This is a genomic window from Notoacmeibacter sp. MSK16QG-6, assembly GCF_024158145.1.
In the GTDB taxonomy this organism is placed as follows: Bacteria; Pseudomonadota; Alphaproteobacteria; order Rhizobiales; family Rhizobiaceae; genus Notoacmeibacter.
Genome location: NZ_JAMYXM010000002.1, coordinates 212,123 through 232,256 on the forward strand (window position 1 = coordinate 212,123; position 20,134 = coordinate 232,256).

Annotated in this window: 19 protein-coding genes; 8 read left to right on the top strand and 11 right to left on the bottom strand. The window is 61.0% G+C overall.

Going from position 1 to position 20,134, the window contains the following annotated elements:
- Nucleotides 1-2: 2 nt before the first annotated feature.
- Both NIM86_RS08775 and NIM86_RS08780 read right to left on the bottom strand, forming a co-directional pair.
- Complete coding sequence (locus NIM86_RS08775; RefSeq protein ID WP_253381162.1) at nucleotides 3-584, bottom strand: methylenetetrahydrofolate reductase C-terminal domain-containing protein; 582 nt, start codon at nucleotides 582-584, stop codon at nucleotides 3-5.
- 10 nt (nucleotides 585-594) lie between these two features.
- Nucleotides 595-1,230, bottom strand: a complete 636-nt coding sequence (locus tag NIM86_RS08780; protein WP_253381164.1) for a TetR/AcrR family transcriptional regulator — start codon at nucleotides 1,228-1,230, stop codon at nucleotides 595-597.
- Between the two features lie 216 nt (nucleotides 1,231-1,446).
- Between NIM86_RS08780 and NIM86_RS08785 the strand changes: the two genes are divergently transcribed.
- Genes NIM86_RS08785 through NIM86_RS08810 form a run of 6 tightly spaced genes read left to right on the top strand, consistent with a single transcriptional unit; the run spans nucleotide 1,447 to nucleotide 7,260 of the window.
- Nucleotides 1,447-2,361 carry a tetrahydromethanopterin S-methyltransferase subunit H gene (locus NIM86_RS08785; RefSeq protein WP_253381166.1) on the top strand — a complete coding sequence of 305 codons (915 nt, stop codon included), beginning with the start codon at nucleotides 1,447-1,449 and terminating at the stop codon, nucleotides 2,359-2,361.
- Complete coding sequence (locus NIM86_RS08790; RefSeq protein ID WP_253381168.1) at nucleotides 2,358-3,644, top strand: uroporphyrinogen decarboxylase family protein; 1,287 nt, start codon at nucleotides 2,358-2,360, stop codon at nucleotides 3,642-3,644. The genes NIM86_RS08785 and NIM86_RS08790 overlap by 4 nt, the downstream gene beginning before the upstream one ends.
- A 10-nt stretch (nucleotides 3,645-3,654) precedes the next feature.
- Nucleotides 3,655-5,511: an MtaA/CmuA family methyltransferase gene (locus tag NIM86_RS08795; RefSeq protein WP_253381170.1), complete on the top strand. Its 1,857-nt coding sequence runs from the start codon at nucleotides 3,655-3,657 to the stop codon at nucleotides 5,509-5,511.
- A 19-nt stretch (nucleotides 5,512-5,530) separates the two neighbouring features.
- Nucleotides 5,531-5,830, top strand: coding sequence for a zinc ribbon domain-containing protein (locus tag NIM86_RS08800; protein WP_253381172.1), 300 nt, complete (start codon nucleotides 5,531-5,533; stop codon nucleotides 5,828-5,830).
- Between the two features lie 15 nt (nucleotides 5,831-5,845).
- Nucleotides 5,846-6,931, top strand: a complete 1,086-nt coding sequence (locus NIM86_RS08805) for a ferredoxin--NADP reductase (protein WP_253381174.1) — start codon at nucleotides 5,846-5,848, stop codon at nucleotides 6,929-6,931.
- Between the two features lie 11 nt (nucleotides 6,932-6,942).
- On the top strand, nucleotides 6,943-7,260 hold the full coding sequence (locus tag NIM86_RS08810; RefSeq protein WP_253381177.1) for a hypothetical protein: 318 nt from the start codon (nucleotides 6,943-6,945) through the stop codon (nucleotides 7,258-7,260).
- 324 nt (nucleotides 7,261-7,584) lie between these two features.
- Here the strand turns inward: NIM86_RS08810 and NIM86_RS08815 are convergent, their stop codons facing one another.
- From NIM86_RS08815 to NIM86_RS08840, 6 genes are all read right to left on the bottom strand, one after another.
- The gene (locus tag NIM86_RS08815; protein WP_253381179.1) at nucleotides 7,585-8,037 is read right to left on the bottom strand and encodes a type II 3-dehydroquinate dehydratase; all 453 of its coding nucleotides are present in this window, start codon (nucleotides 8,035-8,037) and stop codon (nucleotides 7,585-7,587) included.
- Between the two features lie 40 nt (nucleotides 8,038-8,077).
- Nucleotides 8,078-9,373 (bottom strand): TRAP transporter large permease, encoded by a 1,296-nt coding sequence (locus NIM86_RS08820; RefSeq protein WP_253381181.1) that lies wholly within the window; start codon nucleotides 9,371-9,373, stop codon nucleotides 8,078-8,080.
- Nucleotides 9,370-9,894, bottom strand: coding sequence for a TRAP transporter small permease (locus NIM86_RS08825; protein ID WP_253381183.1), 525 nt, complete (start codon nucleotides 9,892-9,894; stop codon nucleotides 9,370-9,372). The genes NIM86_RS08820 and NIM86_RS08825 overlap by 4 nt, the downstream gene beginning before the upstream one ends.
- A gap of 63 nt (nucleotides 9,895-9,957) precedes the next feature.
- Nucleotides 9,958-10,950: a TRAP transporter substrate-binding protein DctP gene (gene dctP / locus NIM86_RS08830; RefSeq protein WP_253381185.1), complete on the bottom strand. Its 993-nt coding sequence runs from the start codon at nucleotides 10,948-10,950 to the stop codon at nucleotides 9,958-9,960.
- A gap of 80 nt (nucleotides 10,951-11,030) precedes the next feature.
- Nucleotides 11,031-12,914 carry a bifunctional sugar phosphate isomerase/epimerase/4-hydroxyphenylpyruvate dioxygenase family protein gene (locus NIM86_RS08835; RefSeq protein WP_253381187.1) on the bottom strand — a complete coding sequence of 628 codons (1,884 nt, stop codon included), beginning with the start codon at nucleotides 12,912-12,914 and terminating at the stop codon, nucleotides 11,031-11,033.
- Between the two features lie 7 nt (nucleotides 12,915-12,921).
- A complete protein-coding gene (locus tag NIM86_RS08840; RefSeq protein ID WP_253381189.1) occupies nucleotides 12,922-13,791 on the bottom strand; it encodes a shikimate dehydrogenase in 870 nt (289 codons plus the stop codon).
- A 120-nt stretch (nucleotides 13,792-13,911) separates the two neighbouring features.
- On the opposite strand from NIM86_RS08840, the gene NIM86_RS08845 reads away from it, so the two are divergent.
- Both NIM86_RS08845 and NIM86_RS08850 read left to right on the top strand, forming a co-directional pair.
- Nucleotides 13,912-14,574: a TetR/AcrR family transcriptional regulator gene (locus NIM86_RS08845; RefSeq protein WP_253381191.1), complete on the top strand. Its 663-nt coding sequence runs from the start codon at nucleotides 13,912-13,914 to the stop codon at nucleotides 14,572-14,574.
- Between the two features lie 320 nt (nucleotides 14,575-14,894).
- Complete coding sequence (locus tag NIM86_RS08850) at nucleotides 14,895-15,290, top strand: hypothetical protein (protein WP_253381193.1); 396 nt, start codon at nucleotides 14,895-14,897, stop codon at nucleotides 15,288-15,290.
- 315 nt (nucleotides 15,291-15,605) lie between these two features.
- On the opposite strand, the gene NIM86_RS08855 is transcribed toward NIM86_RS08850, so the two are convergent.
- From NIM86_RS08855 to NIM86_RS08865, 3 genes are read right to left on the bottom strand one after another with little or no spacing between them, the layout of a single operon-like run.
- The gene (locus NIM86_RS08855) at nucleotides 15,606-17,309 is read right to left on the bottom strand and encodes a thiamine pyrophosphate-requiring protein (protein WP_253381195.1); all 1,704 of its coding nucleotides are present in this window, start codon (nucleotides 17,307-17,309) and stop codon (nucleotides 15,606-15,608) included.
- Nucleotides 17,310-17,333: 24 nt separating this feature from the next.
- On the bottom strand, nucleotides 17,334-18,779 hold the full coding sequence (locus tag NIM86_RS08860) for an aldehyde dehydrogenase (RefSeq protein WP_253381197.1): 1,446 nt from the start codon (nucleotides 18,777-18,779) through the stop codon (nucleotides 17,334-17,336).
- A gap of 25 nt (nucleotides 18,780-18,804) precedes the next feature.
- Nucleotides 18,805-20,127, bottom strand: coding sequence for a TRAP transporter large permease (locus tag NIM86_RS08865; protein ID WP_253381199.1), 1,323 nt, complete (start codon nucleotides 20,125-20,127; stop codon nucleotides 18,805-18,807).
- Between the last annotated feature and the right edge of the window lie 7 nt (nucleotides 20,128-20,134).

Here is a 20,134-nt window from a genome sequence, read left to right on the forward strand (position 1 = left end):
CCTCATCGCGCCGACCTCCGGTCGAGATCGGACTCCGGCGCCTCAGGCGCGGAACTCGGCTCGATCCGCCGCGCCTCCCAGAAGGTACGCGCCAGCGTCAGCCGGCCACGCTCGCCCGATGCTTTCCGGGCACGGTTCTGTTCGGCCCGTTCACGGCTGGCGCGCAGCCAGGAGGACGAGCCCTCGAGGCGGCGATCGACGGGCGGAAGCACCACATCGATCCGCCGACCGCTTGTCATCCGGGCCGCGCCTTCCCAGGCAAGCGCCCAGACGCAGCGCATTTCGGGCTTGACCTCGCAATAGCCGCCCGGACGCACGCCGCCGCACGGGCCGTTGCGCAGCTGCTTGGGACAGTTCATTGGGCAGGACATACCCGTCGAGGACAGGACACACTGTCCGCACATCTTGCAGTCGAACAACAGCCCCTTAACGTTCCGCTCGACGAAGGCTACGGGCCGTTCGATGCGGGAATAGCCGACGCGCGCGAATAGCGGGTCCATCGCCGCGAGCACCGATTCAAGGCACTGGTAGAGCCACTCGAACTGCCGTGCCCGCCGGTTGGCGAGGTTTCGGAGATAGAGCATCGCAGGAGCCTTATTGCGTCGCGACGCGCGGCCAGGAGGCGAGCAATTGAGCGGCCCCGCGCTTGGCGAGGCGCGCTGCGGACCGATTACCCTCCTGCGCAGCGGTGATCGAGCCCTTCATCATCATGTGCCAGATCGCGGCAAAATCGCCTGTATCGGCAAGCCCTGCAGCCTCGGCACATCCTTCCAAAATCCGGCGAATCTTGGCCAAATGTTCGGCGGCGAGCCGATTCAGCCGACTATTGTGCTCCGTTTCGTTCAACGCATTGATAAAGGCGCATCCCTCAAAATCCGTGCGGCGAAACCATTCGTCGAAGAGGTCGAAGATGGCCATCAGCCGGCCCTCTGGGTCGGTGGAACGCGCGTGAATTTCGGTCTCCAGCCAGCCGCGGGTCCAAACCGCCTCGCGCCTGTCGAGATAGGCTTCGATAAGCCCATCCTTCGATCCGAACTGGTTGTAGAGTGTCGCCTTGGCGCAGCCCGACTTGGCGATGACCTTGTCGACGCCGACCTGCGAGATGCCCTGCATGGAAAACAGGTCATAGGCCGCGTCGATAATACGTTCGCGCACCGGATTGCGGCCACGAGAGCCAGATCTCGACCCGGTGACCGATTCGCGACCGCTCTTGGTGTCTGCTGCAGACAATCCACTTCCTCCCGTCGTGGTTCCTACTGGCACGGACAATGCCATGCATTTCAACCCGCCGATCCTCAAGGTTCAATGATTTGAAACTTTTTTGTTGACCGAACGGCTACCAATGAAGCTATAGTAGAAAGACAGGTCTGTCTAGGACAAAACGCAGACCCCGCTGGAGAGACCGTAGCAAACACGGTGCGGGGGCGTGTGTAGGGAGGAATAACGATGGCTCAACCAAAGCCGTTGCCGGTGGGCAACGCTGTTCTAGGCGGCCCGCTGGGCAGCCACACCGGAGTCGCGTTCGGAAGTATCTTTTATGACAACCATTCGGTGGTCGTTGACGCGTTCGAGGGTACGTTCGATGTCGAGCGCGCTGATCGCCTCGTGCGCAAGGTGGTGGAGCTTTCGCGCATCCACGGCGTCCAGATGGGATTTGACGTCATCGGAGCCACCGAGGAGGCGATGGCGACCGCGCTGCCTTTTGTCGCCGAGCGGTCTGACCTGCCGATGATGATCAACGGCACGGAAGCGGAGGTTCGAATCGCCGGTCTCCGGCTCGCCTCGGAACTCGGCCTTCTCGACCGCTGTATATACGCCTCGCTCAACGAGGACACCGAGGATGAGGAGATCGAGGCGTTGGGAGAGTTCCGCCCAGCCGGCGTGATGATCCTGGCCAACGACATCGGCGACCAGACCCCCGAGGGAACCTGCGCGATGATCGAGTCGCATTTCCATCCTATGCTGAAGGAAATCGGCGTCGACACACCGATCGTCGATGTGGGCGTGATGGACGCGCCGTCCGTCGGGCTGGCGATTCGTGCCATCTCCGCGGTGCGCTCCAATTTCGGCTATCCGGCGGGCTGCGCGTTCTCCAACTGCTTTCCTCAATGGACCGGCCTGCGGGAAATCGGCCGTGAATGGATCAATCTCTCGCTTGCTACCGCCATGGTCTCCTGCCGCTCCGCCGGCGGCGACTTCCTGCACTATGGCATCATCGAGAAGGCTCGCCTTGCAGCCCATGCGCTCGGATCGGCCGAGGTTTTCCTAGGCTTTGCGGCGCAGGAGCTTGACGAGCACAAGCTCCCGCCGGACCACGCGCTGTTGAAGATGTTCAAGCTCGCCGAAGCGGCAATGCCATGAAGATGGTCCCCATGGAACGCGCGATGCCGGCCATGGAAGTCGATATACGGGAGCGCATCCTCGTGGACCTTGGCACGAGTTCGCTCAATGCGCCAAGGGTCCAGGCCGTCGGACCGGATGCCAATCCGGCGCTTGTGGCCCACCCCATCTATGAAACGCTCGCGCTCAACGCATGGGAGTGCCGGGCGCTTGGCTCGAACTTCCAGCGTATTGGCCCACTCTTTTCCCGCCTAAAAAGAGACGAGGAGGACATCGCGCGGGACAATTCGGGGGTCGATTGGCTCTGGTCGGACGGCTTTCCCGCCCAACTCGGGCACCCGCTGGAAAAAGCCGCTTGGCCGGCCATTGCCTGCCATCCCCGGCCGTGCCTGCCTGAGGAGATGCAGATCGCCGATGTGTCCGCAGGCGCTCACATCGTCGCGGACGCACCTTGTCCCGGTCTCCTGGATACCTGCTTCGCGCTGCGCAACGGCTGGCGCTTTCTCGACGACATCACTGGTGATTGGCAGGTCGCCTCGGCCTTGCTTGACTGGGCGTTGGAGACCTGTGCCGCTGCTTATGAACACATGCTGAGCGCCGCCCCGGTCCAGCCCGACATCGTCATCTATGGTGATGACCTCGGCTTCCAGGGCGGAATGTATCTGTCCGACACCGATTTCCGCCATTTCGTCCTTCCACGCCTCAAGACCCTGATCTCGCGCATCCGGGCAAAAACAGATGCGGTTATCGTGCTGCATTCGTGTGGTGGTGTGCGCTCGATTCTGGGTGATCTGGTGGCTCTCGGCATCGAGGGACTCAACCTCGACTTCTATGCCAAGGGCATGGAGATCGCCGCGATTCGCAAAGCGATCCCGAAGGACATGATTCTTCACGGCCCGGTCGATCTCGGTGTGCTTGGCCGGGCCGCGCGGCGCAGGGACCGTGCGGCGGTCGCGAGCCATGCCATGCAGATCGCGGCTGCCGGCCGCCACATCGCATCGGCCCCCGACAACATCTCGGAGCGCGGGTTTCTAGACGAATGCGTTGCGGGCGCCGCTGCGGTGCGTGCGCTCGATACCGATGATCTGCGCGCGCTCCGACGAACTGGCCCGGTCAAATCGATCATCGAGAAGATGATCGCTACTGCCGAAGCTTTCGAAATGCCGGAGATATCCGGCGAAACGCCGAGGGTTGCCTCCGTGACCCGCACCCATTCGCCGCAAGGCATTGAGGGCGGTGCGTCTCAGCCCCGGTACACTGCCGCAACAAGCGGCGCCGCATCGCACGGGCGATGCGCTGACTAGGAGGAATGAAATGACCCAGGTTTCAAAGATGACATCACGCGAGCGCATGTTCGCAGCAGTCACGATGAAGGAGTTGCCCGATCAGGTCCCGGTTGTGCCGCTCCTCATGACTCGCGGAATTCGCGAGGGCGGTGTGCGTGTTGACGAGGTGCTGCTTGACGGCGAAGCGCAAGCGCATGCCAAGAAGAAGTCGCTCGACAAGTTCGGCGGCGACGTCATCATCTGCGGCACCGACCTCTTCACGCCGGTGGAGACAGTCGAGGGCTGCGAGCTCGACTACCTGCCCTATGCCCAGCCCTCGCTGGTCAAGCACCCGACGCCTACGAAGGATGCATTCTACCGCTACAAGGAAAAATACGAGCGCGAAGGCTTCCAGCCATCGAAGCGCGTACTCGCCATCCAGGAAGAAGCGCGCACCTACGTCAAGATGGGGCTGAGGGACACTCATGCCATCCCGACGCCGGTCGGCGGTCCGATCACCACGGCGCAGCTGATGACCGGTTCATCGGAGTTTCTGACTTATCTTTCTGAGGATCCGGACTATGCGCTGGAGGTGACGGAACTGGCACTCGACATCGTCAAGAATGTCTGCCGGATGATGTTCGAATCCGGCGTCGATGTCTGCAACATTCTCGATCCGTTCAACTCCACGGACATCCTGCCGCCTGAGGTCTACCGCAAGCACGGGCTGCCATTCCAGCAGCGCCTGTTCAAATACATCCACGAGGATCTGGGCGGAATTGGTTTCACCCACACCTGCACATACACCCAGCCGATCTGGCGAGACATCGCCACCAGCGGGACGATGAACTTCAACGGCGACATGTATCCCGGCATGGACAAGGCGAAGCAGACCATCGGCGGTGAGATTTCGCTGATGGGCACGCTCTCGCCCTATTCGACGCTGGTCCACGGCTCGACCGATGACGTCCGCAACGAGGTCAAGAAGCTTGCGGCCGAGGTCGGATACAATGGCGGCTTCATCTGCATGCCCGGCTGTGACATCGACTGGAACGTGCCCGACGAGAACATGCACGCCATGATCCAGCAATGCGCCGAGATCAAGTATCCGATGGACGTGAAGGCACTTGGCGATCTGACGCAGGTCTATCTCGCCGGCCATCCGAAGCACGCCGGCAAACGCAGTTCCTCCGCCGAGGGCGATGACGCCATCGCCAAGCTCTGGGACAAGGCCGAGGGCGAAACGACTCCTGCCGACGAGGTCAATCAAAAGCTCGTAGAGGCGATCATGGAATATGATGGCGACAAGGCGATCGAATGGACGAAGATCGGTCTCGAACGCGGCATGAGCGCCCAGGACATCGTCTTCGACGGCCTCTCGCTCGGCATGAAGATCGTAGGCGACATGTATGAGCGCAATGAGCGTTTTGTCACCGACATGCTCAAGGCCGCCAAGACCATGGACAAGGCGATGCCGATCCTGACGCCGCTCCTGGAATCCTCGGGTGGCGGGGACGGGCCGACCGGCACGGTTATCGTCGGCCTCGTGCGCGGCAATACCCAGGATATCGGCAAGAACCTCGTCTGTCTGATGCTGAAGGCCAATGGCTTCAATGTCATCGACCTCGGTAAGAACGTGAAGCCCGAACAGTTCATTGACGCGGCCGAGCGCGAGGATGCCGTGGCGATCGGCATGTCGGTCATGACCAATTCTTCGACCGTCTACGTCAAGAAGGTCAAGGATATGCTCGATGAGCAGGGCAAGGCGGACAATTTCCTCCTGATGTGCGGTGGCGCAGCCGCCAACAAGGGGATCGCGGGCGAGATGGGTGTCGCCTACGGCCTGGATGCCAATGCGGCAGTGCAGCTCGTGAAGGACCGACTCGCCGCCCGTCAGGCGGCCTGAGGGAGCGTCGCGCCGGATCATGCCGAGCTACGAATTCCACTGTGCCGATTGCGGCAACCGGCGCGGCGTATCCGGCGGATACGCCGAGACCCGGGATCTTATCCTCATCTGCGAGGGCTGTGGCGGCGACATGTGCGTCGCCCCGGTCCTCGCGGTCCGCGTCCTCTCCGGTGCCGAGCCGCCGGAAGACGCCTCCGTGCTCCGCAGGAAACCCTGCGGCCACGACCACAACTGCCGGTGCGGCAGCATCAAGCTGAACCGGCCGAATCCGTTCCGCAAGGAAATCGACCTCGCTAACGGGGTCATCGAAGACAGCTAGAAAAGGAAAGCGGGAATGTCGACCTATCCACTTCCGGTCGTACGCCGCAGGGCGGAGGCCTCCGACACGACGAGCCTGTGGCTTCAGGTTCCAAGCGATCTGGTGGGCGCGTTCCGCTATCGCGCCGGCCAGTTCATCGCCGTGCAGGCCGAGATCGGCGGCGAGACGCTCGTGCGGCAATATTCGCTTAGCTCGACCCCCGGCGCCGAGGCGGATCTTCGGATCACCGTCAAGAAGGTGCCGGACGGCCACGTCTCGTCCTGGCTGGTCGATCGGGTGGCTGAGGGCGAGGTTCTCGAGGTCGCGTCGCCACGTGGCGTGTTCTTCAAGGAACCCGACGTCGCACACCATGTCCTGTTGCTCGCCGCCGGCAGCGGCGTGGCGCCGCTCCTGCCCATCGCGCAAATTCTGGCAGCGAGCCCACTCGGGCACGATATCAATTTCGTATACGGAAACCGCCAGTTGGACGGGATCATTCTGCACGACGAGGTCGACGAACTCGCCGCTCTTGACAACGTTACCGTCGAGCATGTGCTGACACGGCCGCATGATGGGTGGAACGGCGGCTGTGGCCGGATCGACAGAGCCTTCATCCAGCAGAACTTCGCACGCTGGACCGCGAGCACGGACAAGCCGGTCTCGGCTTATCTCTGTGGACCCGAGGGCTTCATGGACGCTGCGGAATCCGCACTGATGGCCTGCGGTCTGTCCAGCGCGGACATCCGTCGGGAGAGCTTCGATCTCGTCCTGAACGATGACGGCGCCGAGGACGATATCCGCATCGTCGCCGAAACGGACCCCGGCGATGAGGGAGAGTGCGAGGCCATCGTGGCTGTGGTCGGTGGCGAGGAGGTTACGGTGGTGCCGGAACCCGGCGAATCGATCCTCTCCGCGCTGATCCGGGTTGAAGCCGATGTGCCCTATTCCTGTCAGGAAGGGACCTGTTCCTCCTGTATCTCGAAGCTGACCAGCGGTGCCGCTGAGGTTCGCCCTGCGGTCCGGCAGACCCTGCGTGACGACGATCTGGAAGAAGGGCTCGTCCTTGCCTGTCTCGCGCGACCGACGACCCGGCGCATCCGGATCGATTTCGACGAGTTTTGATGGGATGAGGCATGAAACAACAGTATCAATTCCTCAAGCGCAAGGAAATCCGGGCTCTGAAGCGTCTTGTCAGGCGCGGTGATTCCAATGCGGCGCTACGCCTGCTCGAACATAGCGTTCGCTGTGGACACAAACGTCTCGCTTTGCGCCGGCTCTTTGTCGCTCTGGCTCTCGGTTCGGACGAAGCGCGTCAATATATCGGCTATTGCAATGAGGTCTCGTTGGAGTTCGGACCCGAGGCCTTGCGGGCCCTTAGAGAATCGGCGGTATCCGATCTTTTCACGGTCAGGTCGAATGATTGCGCGAAGATGAAAACGGCTGCGGGCTAAGGCTCCATAAATTTCATTCTCGTGATTTTGGATCGTTGATGTGATCCCCGAAAATGCCCTGGGGTTCGGCTAGAGTTTTCTGCGAGGATTCCCCGGCTGGGAAGGAGCAGAAGATATGAGGCATCGAAATTTTCGGACGCGCAGAAGGCGTTCATCGTAAAGCGCGGCGAAGAAGGCATTCTGGTTATAACCGGACAGTGTCTCTCCGCGGCAGAGCCGTCACCGAGGAGCACGCCGAACTTCGCGGTCTGACGCCGCCGTCGATCTCCGGAAGCGCCAAAGTCGCAGCGCGGTCCAGCACATCATGGCGTCCGGCGGCTTCGGTTAAGCGGCCTGCTCATCCCTCGCCCACTCCGCGAGCTTGCGCAGGGCAAATTCGTACCCACGGATCCCGAAGCCCTCGATCTTGGCCGAGGCCGCTTTCGACACATAGGAGAGGTGTCGGAATTCGTCGCGCTTGAACAAGGGCGAGATGTGAACCTCGATGATTGGCTTGTCATATATCAGCAGGCTGTCGAGAATAGCGATGGAGGTAGAGGTGAACCCGGCCGGATTGATCAGCAGGCCGCCGGTCGTGCCGCGGCCCTGCTTGATCCACTTCATGATCTCGGCCTCGCTGTCGCTCTGACGAAAATCGATGGCTACTCTCTCCTCCTTCCCAACGCGGCGGCATAGAGCCTCGACATCATCCAGGGTATCATGACCGTAGACCTCGGGCTGGCGCGTGCCGAGCATGTCGAGGTTCGGCCCATTGATGACGAGCAGCGTATCGGTCATCGGTTTCTCCGTTCAGGGTTTAGCGGGCCTCGCCGGAACATCAGCCGTTGTAGCCGTAGAGGCGTGGCAGCCACAGTACGATGTCCGGCAGGAAGGTGATCATGGCCAATCCGGCGATCATGATTCCGAGGAACGGCAGCAGGAAATAGATGGTGTCGCGCACCGGCGAACGGGTGATCGAACTGACGACGAAAAGAAGCAGCCCGTAGGGCGGCGTGGCAAGGCCGATCATCGTATTGACCACGACGATAACGCCGAAATGGACAGGGTCGACACCGAGCGCTACTGCCGTGGGCAGGAAGATCGGCACGATCACGAGGAGGATTGCGTTGGCCTCCAGCAAGCAGCCGAGCACAAGCAGTATCGCATTGACCATGAGAAGAAAGGTCACGCTATTCAACTCTGTGTCACCAATCGCGTTGCTGATGACGTTGGGAATCTGCTCAATGGTGACGACATAGTTGAAAGCGAGAGCGCCGGCGATAAGAAATCCCACAGCTGCGGTGGACTTCGCGCTTTGGCGAACCGTGTTGTAGGCCAGCTTTATTGAAACCGAGCGGTAGAGAGCCGTCGAGACCAGGAACGCGTAAAGGGCCGCAAGCGCTGCCGCCTCGGTCGGTGTGGTGACGCCGCCATAGATGCCGACGAGCAGAATGACAGGCATTAGCAGGGCCGGAACCGCGCGCAAGGTGATCCTCGGCAACTCGCTCAAAGGCACTGGATCATCGACTGGGTAATCGTGGATTCGCGCCTGCCAGGCATTCATCGCCATGAGAAGGACGCCGAGTATGAGCCCGGGCGCGACGCCGCCGAGAAAAAGGTAACCGATCGACGCGTCCGACACGAGCGCATAAAGCACCATCGGGATCGAGGGAGGGATGATTGGACCGATGATGGCGGAGGCCGCTGTGATGGCCCCCGCATAGGCGCCAGGATACTTTCCGTCCTTCGTCATCAGATTGATGATGATGCGACCCATGCCGACTGCGTCGGCGATTGCCGAACCGGACATGCCCGAAAAGATCAGCGACGATACGACGTTGACATGGCCGAGGCCGCCACGGAAACGGCCAACGAGTGCACGGCAGAAATGCAGCAACCGGTCGGAGAGAGATCCGACGTTCATGAGGTCGGCGGCGAAGATGAAGAGCGGGATAGCCAGCAGCACATAGGACCCGTAAAGTCCTGTCAGCATCTGCTCAAAGGCGATTGACATGTCCCGGCCCTGCAGCAGCAGGTAGAAGACCGAAGAGGCCAGCATGGCGTGCCCGATCGGCAGTCCAATGATAGCCGTTGCGACGATCGCGGCGACGGTGACGCCGAACTCCCAGCTCATTCGGAGAAATCCTTGCGACCGATGTCATCGGCGGTGCTGACCCCGGATTCGCCATAGCGCGCCGCGGTCCAGAATATCCAGAGGTAACGCAGAATGGTGACGGCGGAGAAGATCAGCGCAATCGAATAGACCCAGTTGAACCCGATATCGAGATACGAGGTCTCTTGGATCTTCATGAAGGTCACGAAGTCCCAGAGCGCCGGCAGCGACCACGCATAAATCCCCACGAGCAAAAGCGAGAATACCACGCGGAACCAGCGTCGGACCGAATCCGGAACACTGCTATAAAAGATGTCGAAACGGATCTCGTCGGTCTCGCTGGCGGAAACCGACTGGCCCCAAAGCAGGATCCAGAGCCATGAGATGACACAGACTTCCACTGTCCAACCGACCGGGCTGTCCATCACGTAGCGCATGAAGACCTGGATGATGAAACTGATGAACATCGCTGCCAGCAGCACAGCGGGAACCGCCTCGGCAAAGCCTCGCAGTAGCTTGATGTATCGGCTCGCCGAGTTCATGAGCGGCTCCGTCGGAAGCGGGCCCGCGCACAGCGCGAGCCCGGCAGCGTGTTGCCGCAGGGCTTATTCGGCCAGAGCGTTGATCTTGTCGATCATGCCTTCCGGCCAGCTTTTTGCGAACTCAGATTCCAGATATTTCTGCTGAGCATAATCGCGGAACGCGATCCGGTCCGGCTCGTAAACCTTCAATCCCTCGTCCTTGAAAAACTGCACGAGCTCCTCTTCACGATCAAGGTGGCGCTTCGTCGATTTCTCGATGGCCTCATCGACTGCCGCTTGGAGTGTTTCCTGTTGCTCGGGGGTGAAGCCCTGCCAAAGTTCGGAACTGATCGCCAGCACATCGAATCCAACGAGGTGGCCTGTCAGAACGATCTGGCTCGTCACCTCATAGAACTTCATGTTATAATCGTTTGGCAGCGGATTGTCCTGACCGTCGATCGCTCCGGTCTGGAGCGCGGTGTAGACCTCGGCATAAGCCAGCGGTGTCGGATTCGCGCCGATCGCCTCGCCGAGGAACTGCCACGCGTCGCCGCCAGGCATCCGGAGCGTAATGCCGTTCAAATCCTCAGGCTTCATCACTTCGCCATCCGTCGCCAGGTTCACCTGACGGGTACCGAAATAGACCGGCGCAAGCACATGGATGCCCGCTTTCTCGGCCATCGAGATCAGTTCTTCGCCAACTTCGCTGTCGAAAGTGGCGTCGAGGTGCGCTGCGTCGCTGAACAGATAGGCCGAGGTCACGATCGACCATTCCGGAATTTGCTCGGCGATTGTCTGTGGCGCGATCAAGCCCATCTCGAGGTTGCCGCGCTGGATCGAGGTCATTTCGGATCCCTGAGCGACGAGCGTGCCACCGTTGAATACCTGCATTTCGAAGGTTTCCGATACCGCGTCGGCGATCTCCGCGAAGGCTTCAGCGCGTATGTCGTTCTCGGAAACGACAGAGCTGAGCCGCAGGGTCGGTTTGTCCTGCGCGAAGGCCGCGGCTGGCACCGTCAGTGCGGTAAATGTCGCGATTGCGGCAGTGAGCGCCGTTCGTCGATTTAGGTATGTCATTGGTATCCTCCCTATGACGTTGTGACCGGAACGCCGGTCATTCGGTTTTCATATGACGTGCTCGATCACGTCATAAATTTTTATGCAGCCACCATTCCCTTCTCTTTTTGATGCCGCTTCTGCGCCGCAATACGGAAGGGCGCATTCGGGGCGCCGTAGCCAGCGTACTCACCCCGGCGTTCGACGATTTCGATAAACATCTGCCCCGCGAAGGGCTGGGAGTAGAGCTGGAAGTACTCACCGTCATTGTCGGCATCGTAGAGAATGTTGGCTTGGCGCAGGCTCGCCAGCAGGTCCGGCGAGATGTCAAACCGGGCTGCTAGGTCGTCGAAATAGTTCGGAGAGAGCTGGAGGCCCGGAAAGCCCTTTTTCATGAGGGCGCGCGCCGTCGCGAAGATATCATCGGTCGCAAGCGCCACATGCTGAACCGTCCCACCGAAGCCTTCCGCGAGAAAGGAGCCTGCCAGGGTGCGGTTGGTTTCCGCGCCGTTCAGCGTGATACGGAAATCGCCATTAGGCGTGGCGATCGCACGACTTCGCACCAGCCCGTCCGGGTCCACGACGTCCACCATCGGAGCTTTCTGCATGTCGAAAAGCGTCGTGTAGAACAACGACCATGAGAGCATCTCGTCATAGGTCATGGTCTGCGCAATATGATCGACACGTGTGAGTCCAGCATCTTCGGGGGCGCGCTCTTCAGCCATGAATTCTACATCCCAGACCTGCGCCAGCGCACCTTCGTCAATGAAGTGCATGACGCTGCCGCCAAGCCCGTGAATAGCGGGTATGGGCAACTCTCCAGGGCCGAGCGGCTGCGAAAAGGTCGTTGCGCCCAGCGCCGTCGCACGTGTTACCGCATCCTCCGCGGACCCGACGACCAGCCCGATGTCGCAGACCGTCGTACCGCGCGCGTTCCAAGCCGTCCCGGCATGGCCGGTCGTCTCCGCGTTCAACACGATGCGGATTGCACCCTGCTGCCAAAGCGTCACCCGCTTGGAAACGTGCTGTCCCGCGCGACGGAACCCGAGCGTCTCCACAAGGCCTTCGAGTGCGGCGAGTTCTGCGCCTTGCGCTGCGAACTCGACGAAGGCCGTATCATGCACTGCGACGGGCTTCGGTAGCGGCTGAATATCGGATACCGCCTCAGGCTCCAGGCGGCGAACGTCGTCCATCAGCGCGATCAGCGAACGGTAGCCGTCAAGCGCGATTGTATGAGGGCGCCCCCCACGGAACTGGTCGTTGAAGATTTCTAAACTTATCGGACCGGCGTAACCGGTAGCCATGACCGCCCGCATAAAATCCGTGACGGCAAGGTCACCCTCGCCTGGCATATTGCGGAAATGGCGTGACCAATAGAGCAGGTCCATCTCGATTGCCGGCGCGTCGGCAAGCTGAACGAAGAAGATGCGGTCGCCGGGGATGCTACGGATCGATTCCGGGTCGATGCCGCGTCCGAGCGTATGGAAACTGTCGAGGATCAGGCCGACAGCTTCGTGGTCCGCCCGGCGAACGATTTCCCATGCATCGCGGTGATCGTTGATGTGCCGTCCCCAGGCCAGCGCTTCATAGCCGACGCGTAACCCGCGTCTGCCCGCGCGCTCGCCGAGATCGAAGAAATCATCGGCCGCCCGATTGATGCCGCCGAGTGCCTCCGGGTGAACCGAGGAGCAGACGAGCATCATGTTGCAGCCAAGATCCTGCATGACGTCGAATTTGCGCTCGGCGCGGTCGAACGCCTTGGCGCGCAACGCGCCCGGCAACCCTTCAAAATCGCGGAAGGGCTGAAAGAGCATCACCTCAAGGCCGGCGTCGCGAATTCGCTGGCCGACAGTCCGCGGGCTGCGGGAATCTGCGATGAAGTCCTGCTCGAAAATCTCGATGCCGGTATAGCCGGCGGCAGCGATGGCCTCGATTTTCTCATCAAGGTTGCCGGAGATAGAGACTGTTGCGATGCCTGTCTTCATCCGGCCCTCACCTTGGCCCCAGACGCCGGAACGTATCGCGCATCCGGTCCGCGTCTGCAGCCCGCCCGGTGAAGAGCTCGAATGCACGCACGGCCTGGAACACGGCCATGCCCTCGCCGCTCAGCGTACGGCAGCCACGCGCGCGCGCCTCCTTGAGAAGAATGGTTTCCAGCGGGAAGTAGACGATATCAGCCACCCAGTGGCGCGCCTCGATTAGAGCGGGGTCGATAGGCGAATGCGGCAGCTTGGCCATGCCGACAGGCGTGGCGTTGACCAGACCGTCTGCCATCGCCACCGCTGCCGCTACGTCGCCGACCGCTTCGGCGCGGGGCCCCACCGCTTTTGCGAGATCGTCTGCCGCGCCGGATCGCGTATCGAAAATGAGCAGCCGCTCCACTCCGAGGTCGATCAGGGCGTGAGCAATCGCGCAACCTGCGCCCCCCGCGCCGATAAGGAACACGATATCCGGCGAAACGTCGGACATCCCGCGCCGGAGGCTCTCGGAGAAACCCCAGAAATCCGTATTATGGCCAAACCGTTCGCCGTCCCGGAAGACGACAGTGTTGACGGCTCCAACGCGCTGAGCGGCCTCCGAAAGCTGATGAAGATGGTTCATGACTTCCCGCTTGTACGGGAAGGTCACGTTTAGCCCGGCAAAGCCGTCGGCCTCCGCGCGGTCCAGAATATCCACCAACGGAACGTCGCTGGGGCGAACATCCATGTCGAGCAGATCGTAGCAGCAGGAGAGCCCTTGGGCGGCGGCTTCGGTTTCGTGCATCGCTGGCGTTCGCGAGGGGCCTATACCCCGGCCGATCAGCCCCAGACGCAACTCGCACGCGCCGACACTCGATCTCCCCTCGACTTGACCCAGCCCCATGGATCCTCTGCCTCCCGTCCACCTTATTCTTCAAAAATGTTCTATTCGGTACATTTGGTCAAGGAGAAATGTACCGTTTCGATCATTTTATTTATAATGGAGGTGATGTAGGGAGGCGGAATGAAGACGGACATCGAGCGGCGCAGTTGGACCCAGAATCCCGAAGCGGTGAAGCAGGACATACTGTCGGTGGCTATTTCGGAATTCGCTGCCGCCGGACTGTCAGGCGCCAGGGTCGATACTATTGCGTCCCGGACCCGGACATCCAAGCGCATGATCTACTACTATTTCGGGGACAAGCTCGGGCTTTACACGCGGGCGCTCGAAGCAGCCTATCTCAAGGTCCGCGAAGGCGAGGCAGCCCTGAACCTCGATCACCTGCCGCCCAGAGAAGCCCTGACGCGACTTGTCGCATTCACCTTCGAGCACCACCGGCAGAACCCGGACTTCATTCGTATGGTGATGATCGAAAATATCCACAACGCCGAACACCTCGCCTCCTCGCAGGTCATCCGCGACATGAACATCGCCGCCATCGACAAGCTGGCCGCGATCTGCCGTCGCGGGCAGGAGATAGGCGTTTTCAGAGACGGCCTCGATCCGGTCGCGCTGCACTGGCAGATCAGCGCCGCCAGCTTCTTCAATGTGTCGAACCGGCCGACGTTCTCGGCGATCTTCGGGGCTGAACTGTTCGAGGAAGACGCGCAGGAGCGCATCCGCCAGCAGACTGTCGACAGCATTCTCGCCGTAGCGGAACTGCGTCCGCTTTCCTCCTCCGAATGACACCGAAAACCGAATGTCTCATCCGGCCCCTTTCGGTCATCGGCAGACAGCGCGCTCGACTAGTTCTAAGGAAAAATTCGGTAAAGCGTGCGTGGTTTATCCGTTGGAAGACTTTCTTATACGGGAAGGAGAATTGCAGTCATTTCACGCCAGATCCTGAAGTCCAGACTGTCAGTTTCGCTATGCTAGGAGATTTGAATAAGCATCTGAAACGATAGCCTGACCAACCGCCAGACAACTTAAGACCCTGCCTGCCTGACATTCTCACTAACGCCATCACGCCACGAGCAGCGTCATGCTCGTAGCCGAGTACAGCAAAAGTGCCAGTCAGAAGTTTTTCAGCGAGCATCGATCGGATTGTTAAACAATATGCTGCGACCGATGAGGATCGGGACGAGACGGCGCGATGGGCCAAAGTCACTGGTTTGCCACTTATCAAGGGCTTTCGGGCGTTTTGGGAAGGCAAGTACGACGAAGCCGTCGAGGTTCTTCATGGCGCGAGGTTTGTGGCCAATTCCTTCGGTGGTAGCCATGCTCAACGTGACATCATCGACTGGACATTGACCGAAGCCGCTGTGCGATCCGGCAACAAGCACGCCGCGGAGGCCCTCGCCAATGAACGCTTGGCCTTGAAACCCCATAGCCCGGTCAACAAGCGCTTTCTGCAACGCGCCAGCGCAAACCCGCAAGTCGCTGTCGCTGTCGCTGCCGAGTAGCACTCTGGCACGGCAAACGCACAAAAAATCCAGAGTTTTGCGGCTGGTGGGAACGTCCGCCGGCCGCCTGATCGTCAACGTAATTTAATCTGGAGACGATCTCTGTATCCGCCCGCAAGGGTGATGGTAAGGCGAAGATCGCTATGGAGGCGCCTGTCGCGCCGGGAACGCCTGATATCGTCGACGATGTGCCGATTTTTGGATGGCTCAACGAGGCGATGACGCCCCGCCTTAACGTGGATGATGCGGGTGAAGACCAGGTCATCACGGGCCGGCATTCATTGAAATCGGACCGCAAGCGCATTCGAATTTTCTTCAGTCCGGCAGGACCCGCACGTCAAGAAGCGCCTGACGCCTTTCCTCGGTCACCACGCGGATCGCCTCGGCCAGTTCGGCCTCCAGTGTCGCCGGATCGGTGACCTGTTTGGCGTAAGCGCGAGAGGCCTGGGCCGTTAGCGTGAAGTCGGGAGATGGAGACAGGGCCGTCAGTGGCATCCGGTTGGCCTTGGCCGCGCTGCCCTCTGGATAGAGACCCTCGACCGAGGCGCGCACAGCGCCCCACTCGGCATTGTTGGCGATGACCGTAAGGAACGGAATGCCTATCGCTTCGGCGACCAGGTGACAGGCCGTCGGGTTGGCGAACATGTAGGAGCCGTCGCCGCAGACAGCGACGCAGAGCCGTTCCGGATCGGCGAGCCGGGCGCCCATCGCCGCCGGCACGCTCCAACCGAGGCCGCCGGAATGCGGTTCCTGAAACCAGCTCTGATAGTCGGTGCATTTCAGAACGCCGAGCTGTGCACCGAGTTCGGAGAAAACGCTTGAACGAAGGCCCTGAAGCATCTCACCCAGTTTCAGCGAAAGATAAGCTTTCGTGATGCCGCCAACGGCGCTGTCCTGCGCCGATTGGCGGGCCTTGCTGCGGTTCTCTTGCGACTTCGCGATGATATTTTGTCGACGGTCCGACAACGCTTCGGCATCGTGAGGCAGCGCCTCCATCGCTGAAAAGAGGCGCGGCAGAAGCAAGTTGCTCTCGCCAGCAAGAGATAGGTCAGAGCGGAAATTGCGAATGGGAAAGCGGGAAAAGAGCGGGTCCGGCCCGGCATGGATGATTTTCGCATCCGGATTGACCGGGTGCTTGTCCGGCCACCACGGCGCCAGGCAGTCGAGAACGAGAACGCAGTCCGCTTCCGCGAGCCAGCTTTTCGGATCAGGCCCGACATGCATCGGATGTTCGGTAGAGATGGCAAGCCGGGTCGCCCACCAGGAGCAGACGGGGATAGCCCATTTGTCGGCCCAGTCGGCAAACTGAGCGAATATCTCTTCATCGCCCGCGCCGCGTTGGGCGATCACCAGTGGGTGCCTGGCCTCCGCCAGCCATTTTGCAGCGGTGGCGATGGCATCGTCGGTCGGCGAACCGTTGACCGGTGTCATGGCCGGCGGCTGATCGAGGTCCGCTTTGATGGTCTCGCACAGCACCTCGCGTGGCAGCGATAGATAGATCGGTCCTTTCGGAGTGGATTCAGCAATCGCCCAGCCGCGATCCAGCACTTCGCCGATCTGTTCGGGAAAGCGCAGTTCATAGTCCCATTTGCTGGCTTCGCGGACCAGCGCTGTCTGATCGCGCATCTCCTGTCCCCAGCCAATCGGCACGGTGCGCGCGCCAAAACGCGTGTGCTCGGTGACGGGCGTCCGCCCGCTCATCAGCAGCATCGGTACATGTTCGCAGGCGGCATTGATCGCGCCGATGGCACCGTTGGCGAGACCGACATTGGTGTGCAGCATAACCGCCTGTGGTTTGCCGCTGATCAGCCAGTGGCCATGCGCCATTCCCATCGCGACATGTTCATGCGGAATGGTGACCGCCTCTGGCAGGGCGATGCCGTCGCGCTGCGCCCGCACGAGCCCCTCGATGATCGGTGGAAAGTCGGTACCGGAATTGGCGAAGACGTACTCCACCCCCAGCGCTTTCAGGCGCTGAAAGATCGCGGCCCCGGCAGTCGTCTTTGTCTTGCCGCTCATCGTCATACTCCCGGCGATCGCTGCTCAGAACGGGTAATGTTGGTTCGGATCCTCAATCGTTATCCACCGAAGATCGGTGAATTCTGCGATTGACGCCTTGCCGCCGAAGCGCCCGTGACCGGACGCTTTCACCCCACCGAACGGCATTTGGGGCTCGTCTGAAACGGTCGGTCCATTGATGTGGCAGATACCGCTCTGGATACGGTCTGCGACGGCCATGGCCCGCGTCAGATCCTTACCGAAAACGGCAGCCGACAGACCATATTCGGTGTCGTTGGCCACCTGCACTGCCTCGTCCACCCCGCGCACGCGGATAATCGGCTTGACCGGCCCGAAGCTCTCTTCGGCGTAGACGCGCATCTGCGGATTGACATGATCGAGCAGCGTCGCTTCGACCACCGCACCGTCGCGGCCGCCACCGGCGATCACCGAAGCGCCCTTATCCGTGGCGTCGGCGATGATATCGTCCATCTTTTCCGCCGCCTCACGAGTGACGAGCGCGCCGAGCACGACGTGATCCTTCGGATCGCCGGCCGGCAGCGCACTGGCGCGATCGGCGAGCTTTCTCACGAATTCGTCGGCAATCGCGTCATCGACAATGATCCGCTCGGTCGACATGCAGATCTGCCCCTGATTCATAAAAGCGCCGAAGATGGCGGCGTTGACCGCGCCGTCGATATCGGCGTCATCCAGCACCACGAGCGGGGCCTTGCCGCCAAGTTCAAGCAGCACGGGCTTGAGGTTCTCGCCCGCAAGACGGCCGATGATCCGGCCGACCTTGGTGGAACCGGTGAAATTGACGTGCTTCACATCAGGATCGGAGATCAGTGCCTCGACGATTTCCGGAGCGTCTTCCGGCGCATTGGTGATGATGTTGAGCACGCCTTCCGGAAAGCCCGCTTCCGCAAAACACTGGCCGATCAGCCGGTGCGTTGCGGGGCACATTTCGGACGCTTTGAGCACGACGGTGTTGCCGCATGCAATCGGCATGGCGACAGCGCGTGTGCCAAGAATGACCGGCGCGTTCCAGGGCGCGATGCCGAGGCACACGCCCTTTGGCTTTGCGACTCCCATTGCCAGCGTGCCGGGCTTATTCGATGGGATGATCTCGCCGCCGACCTGTGTCGTCATGGCTGCCGCTTCCCGGATCATGCCCGCTGCGAGCATGACATTAAAGCCGGCCCAAGGCCCGGTCGCACCGGTTTCGGACATCATCGCTTCGGTGAATTCCCCGCTTTTGGAATCCATGATGTCGGCCGCTTTCATCAAAAGAGCGCGCTTTTCGCCCGGCCCCGTCGTCGACCACTCGGTAAAAGCCTTCGCGGCGGACCCGACCGCGGCTTTCACATCGTCGGCAGAAGCGCGTGGCGCTCGTGTCACGACCTCTTCCGAAATCGGGTTGCGCCGCTCGAAGGTGTCGCCGCTGCTGGCTGCCCGTTCTTCGTTGTCGATGAGAAATCCGATATCCATAATTCCTACTCGTCTTTCCGAATGGCTATTGGAGAAGTCGTGGCAGCAGCAGCGTGATGGCCGGGAAAGCCAGAAGAAGCGCCACGCGGACGATCTCCGAAGCGAAGAACGGCATGGTGCCTTTGAAGGTCTCCCTCATCGGTACGTCCCGCGCCATCGCATTGATGATGAAGACGTTCAGACCGACTGGCGGCGTAATCAATCCAAGCTCGACCACCACGAGGATCACAATGCCGAACCAGATTTTCAGTTCGTCCGGGCCAAGACCGAAATCGAGGCCCGCCACGACCGGCCAGAAAAACGGGATCGCCAGGATCACCATGGAAAGGCTGTCCATCAGACAGCCGAAGATCAGGAAGACCACGATGATCAGCAGCATGATCGCCATGGGCGGCCAGCCCGTCGATTGCAGGAAGTCGGCGGCGGCCTGGGGCACACCAGCGCGCGACATGAAGATTTTGAGTAGCTCGGCGCCGAACAGGATCAGATAGATCATGCCGGTCGTCCGGGCCGTTTCCAATAGCGAGTCGCGGCACAAACCGAAGGTCAGTTTGCGTGTGGCGAAGCCGTAGAGACCGACGAGCGCGACACCGATCGCCGCTGCCGGCGTCGGGCTGTAAATGCCGGCATAGATGCCGCCGATGACGATTCCGAAGATTATCGCAACCGGCACCACGCCGAGCGTTGCTGACGCCAGTTCCGACCGCGAAACCCGTTCGCCTTCCGGCCCGCTGCTGGGAACGAGGCGAACATAGAGTGCGACCGTCGCCATGAAGAGCAGCATGGCGAGGATACCGGGAATAAGCGCTGCCGCGAACATCTTGACGATATTGGTCTCGACGATGATCGCATAGACAATCAGCACGACCGATGGTGGAATGAGGATGCCGAGCGTGCCGCCTGCGGCGATGGTGCCGGTCGCAAGACTTGGCGCATAATTGTAGCGCCGCAGTTCGGGTAGGGCGACCTGGCCCATGGTCGATGCGGTCGCAGTCGATGACCCGCAGAGCGCGCCGAAACCCGCGCAGGCGGCGATGGCCGCCATGGCAACACCGCCGCGAAACTGCCCCAGCCAGGCGTTGGCGGCCCGGAAAAGGTCGCGCGACAGGCCGCAACGCGCCGCCAGACCACCCATCAGAATGAACATCGGCAGGACGGTCAGATCGTAGTTGGAGAACTGCGCGTAGGCCAGATCCTTCAACTGGTTGAGAAGGATCAGCGGGCCCGACATGATGATGGTGCCGCCAATGCCGACGAGGATCATCGTATAGGCGATCGGAACGCGGATCGCGATCAGTCCGAGCAGGACGACAAGGCCGCCGAGACCGAGCAGTAGATCGCTCAGCATGGGCTGA

Bases quoted from the DNA above. Each gene is read 5' to 3' on its own strand.
- NIM86_RS08795 (WP_253381170.1), top strand. From the start codon at position 3,655: ATGACCCAGGTTTCAAAGATGACATCACGCGAGCGCATGTTCGCAGCA.
- NIM86_RS08825 (WP_253381183.1), bottom strand. From the start codon at position 9,894: ATGAACTCGGCGAGCCGATACATCAAGCTACTGCGAGGCTTTGCCGAG.
- NIM86_RS08845 (WP_253381191.1), top strand. From the start codon at position 13,912: ATGAAGACGGACATCGAGCGGCGCAGTTGGACCCAGAATCCCGAAGCG.
- dctP (WP_253381185.1), bottom strand. From the start codon at position 10,950: ATGACATACCTAAATCGACGAACGGCGCTCACTGCCGCAATCGCGACA.
- NIM86_RS08865 (WP_253381199.1), bottom strand. From the start codon at position 20,127: ATGCTGAGCGATCTACTGCTCGGTCTCGGCGGCCTTGTCGTCCTGCTC.
- NIM86_RS08855 (WP_253381195.1), bottom strand. From the start codon at position 17,309: ATGAGCGGCAAGACAAAGACGACTGCCGGGGCCGCGATCTTTCAGCGC.
- NIM86_RS08815 (WP_253381179.1), bottom strand. From the start codon at position 8,037: ATGACCGATACGCTGCTCGTCATCAATGGGCCGAACCTCGACATGCTC.
- NIM86_RS08805 (WP_253381174.1), top strand. From the start codon at position 5,846: ATGTCGACCTATCCACTTCCGGTCGTACGCCGCAGGGCGGAGGCCTCC.
- NIM86_RS08840 (WP_253381189.1), bottom strand. From the start codon at position 13,791: ATGGGGCTGGGTCAAGTCGAGGGGAGATCGAGTGTCGGCGCGTGCGAG.
- NIM86_RS08790 (WP_253381168.1), top strand. From the start codon at position 2,358: ATGAAGATGGTCCCCATGGAACGCGCGATGCCGGCCATGGAAGTCGAT.
- NIM86_RS08820 (WP_253381181.1), bottom strand. From the start codon at position 9,373: ATGAGCTGGGAGTTCGGCGTCACCGTCGCCGCGATCGTCGCAACGGCT.
- NIM86_RS08810 (WP_253381177.1), top strand. From the start codon at position 6,943: ATGAAACAACAGTATCAATTCCTCAAGCGCAAGGAAATCCGGGCTCTG.
- NIM86_RS08775 (WP_253381162.1), bottom strand. From the start codon at position 584: ATGCTCTATCTCCGAAACCTCGCCAACCGGCGGGCACGGCAGTTCGAG.
- NIM86_RS08785 (WP_253381166.1), top strand. From the start codon at position 1,447: ATGGCTCAACCAAAGCCGTTGCCGGTGGGCAACGCTGTTCTAGGCGGC.
- NIM86_RS08800 (WP_253381172.1), top strand. From the start codon at position 5,531: ATGCCGAGCTACGAATTCCACTGTGCCGATTGCGGCAACCGGCGCGGC.
- NIM86_RS08860 (WP_253381197.1), bottom strand. From the start codon at position 18,779: ATGGATATCGGATTTCTCATCGACAACGAAGAACGGGCAGCCAGCAGC.
- NIM86_RS08835 (WP_253381187.1), bottom strand. From the start codon at position 12,914: ATGAAGACAGGCATCGCAACAGTCTCTATCTCCGGCAACCTTGATGAG.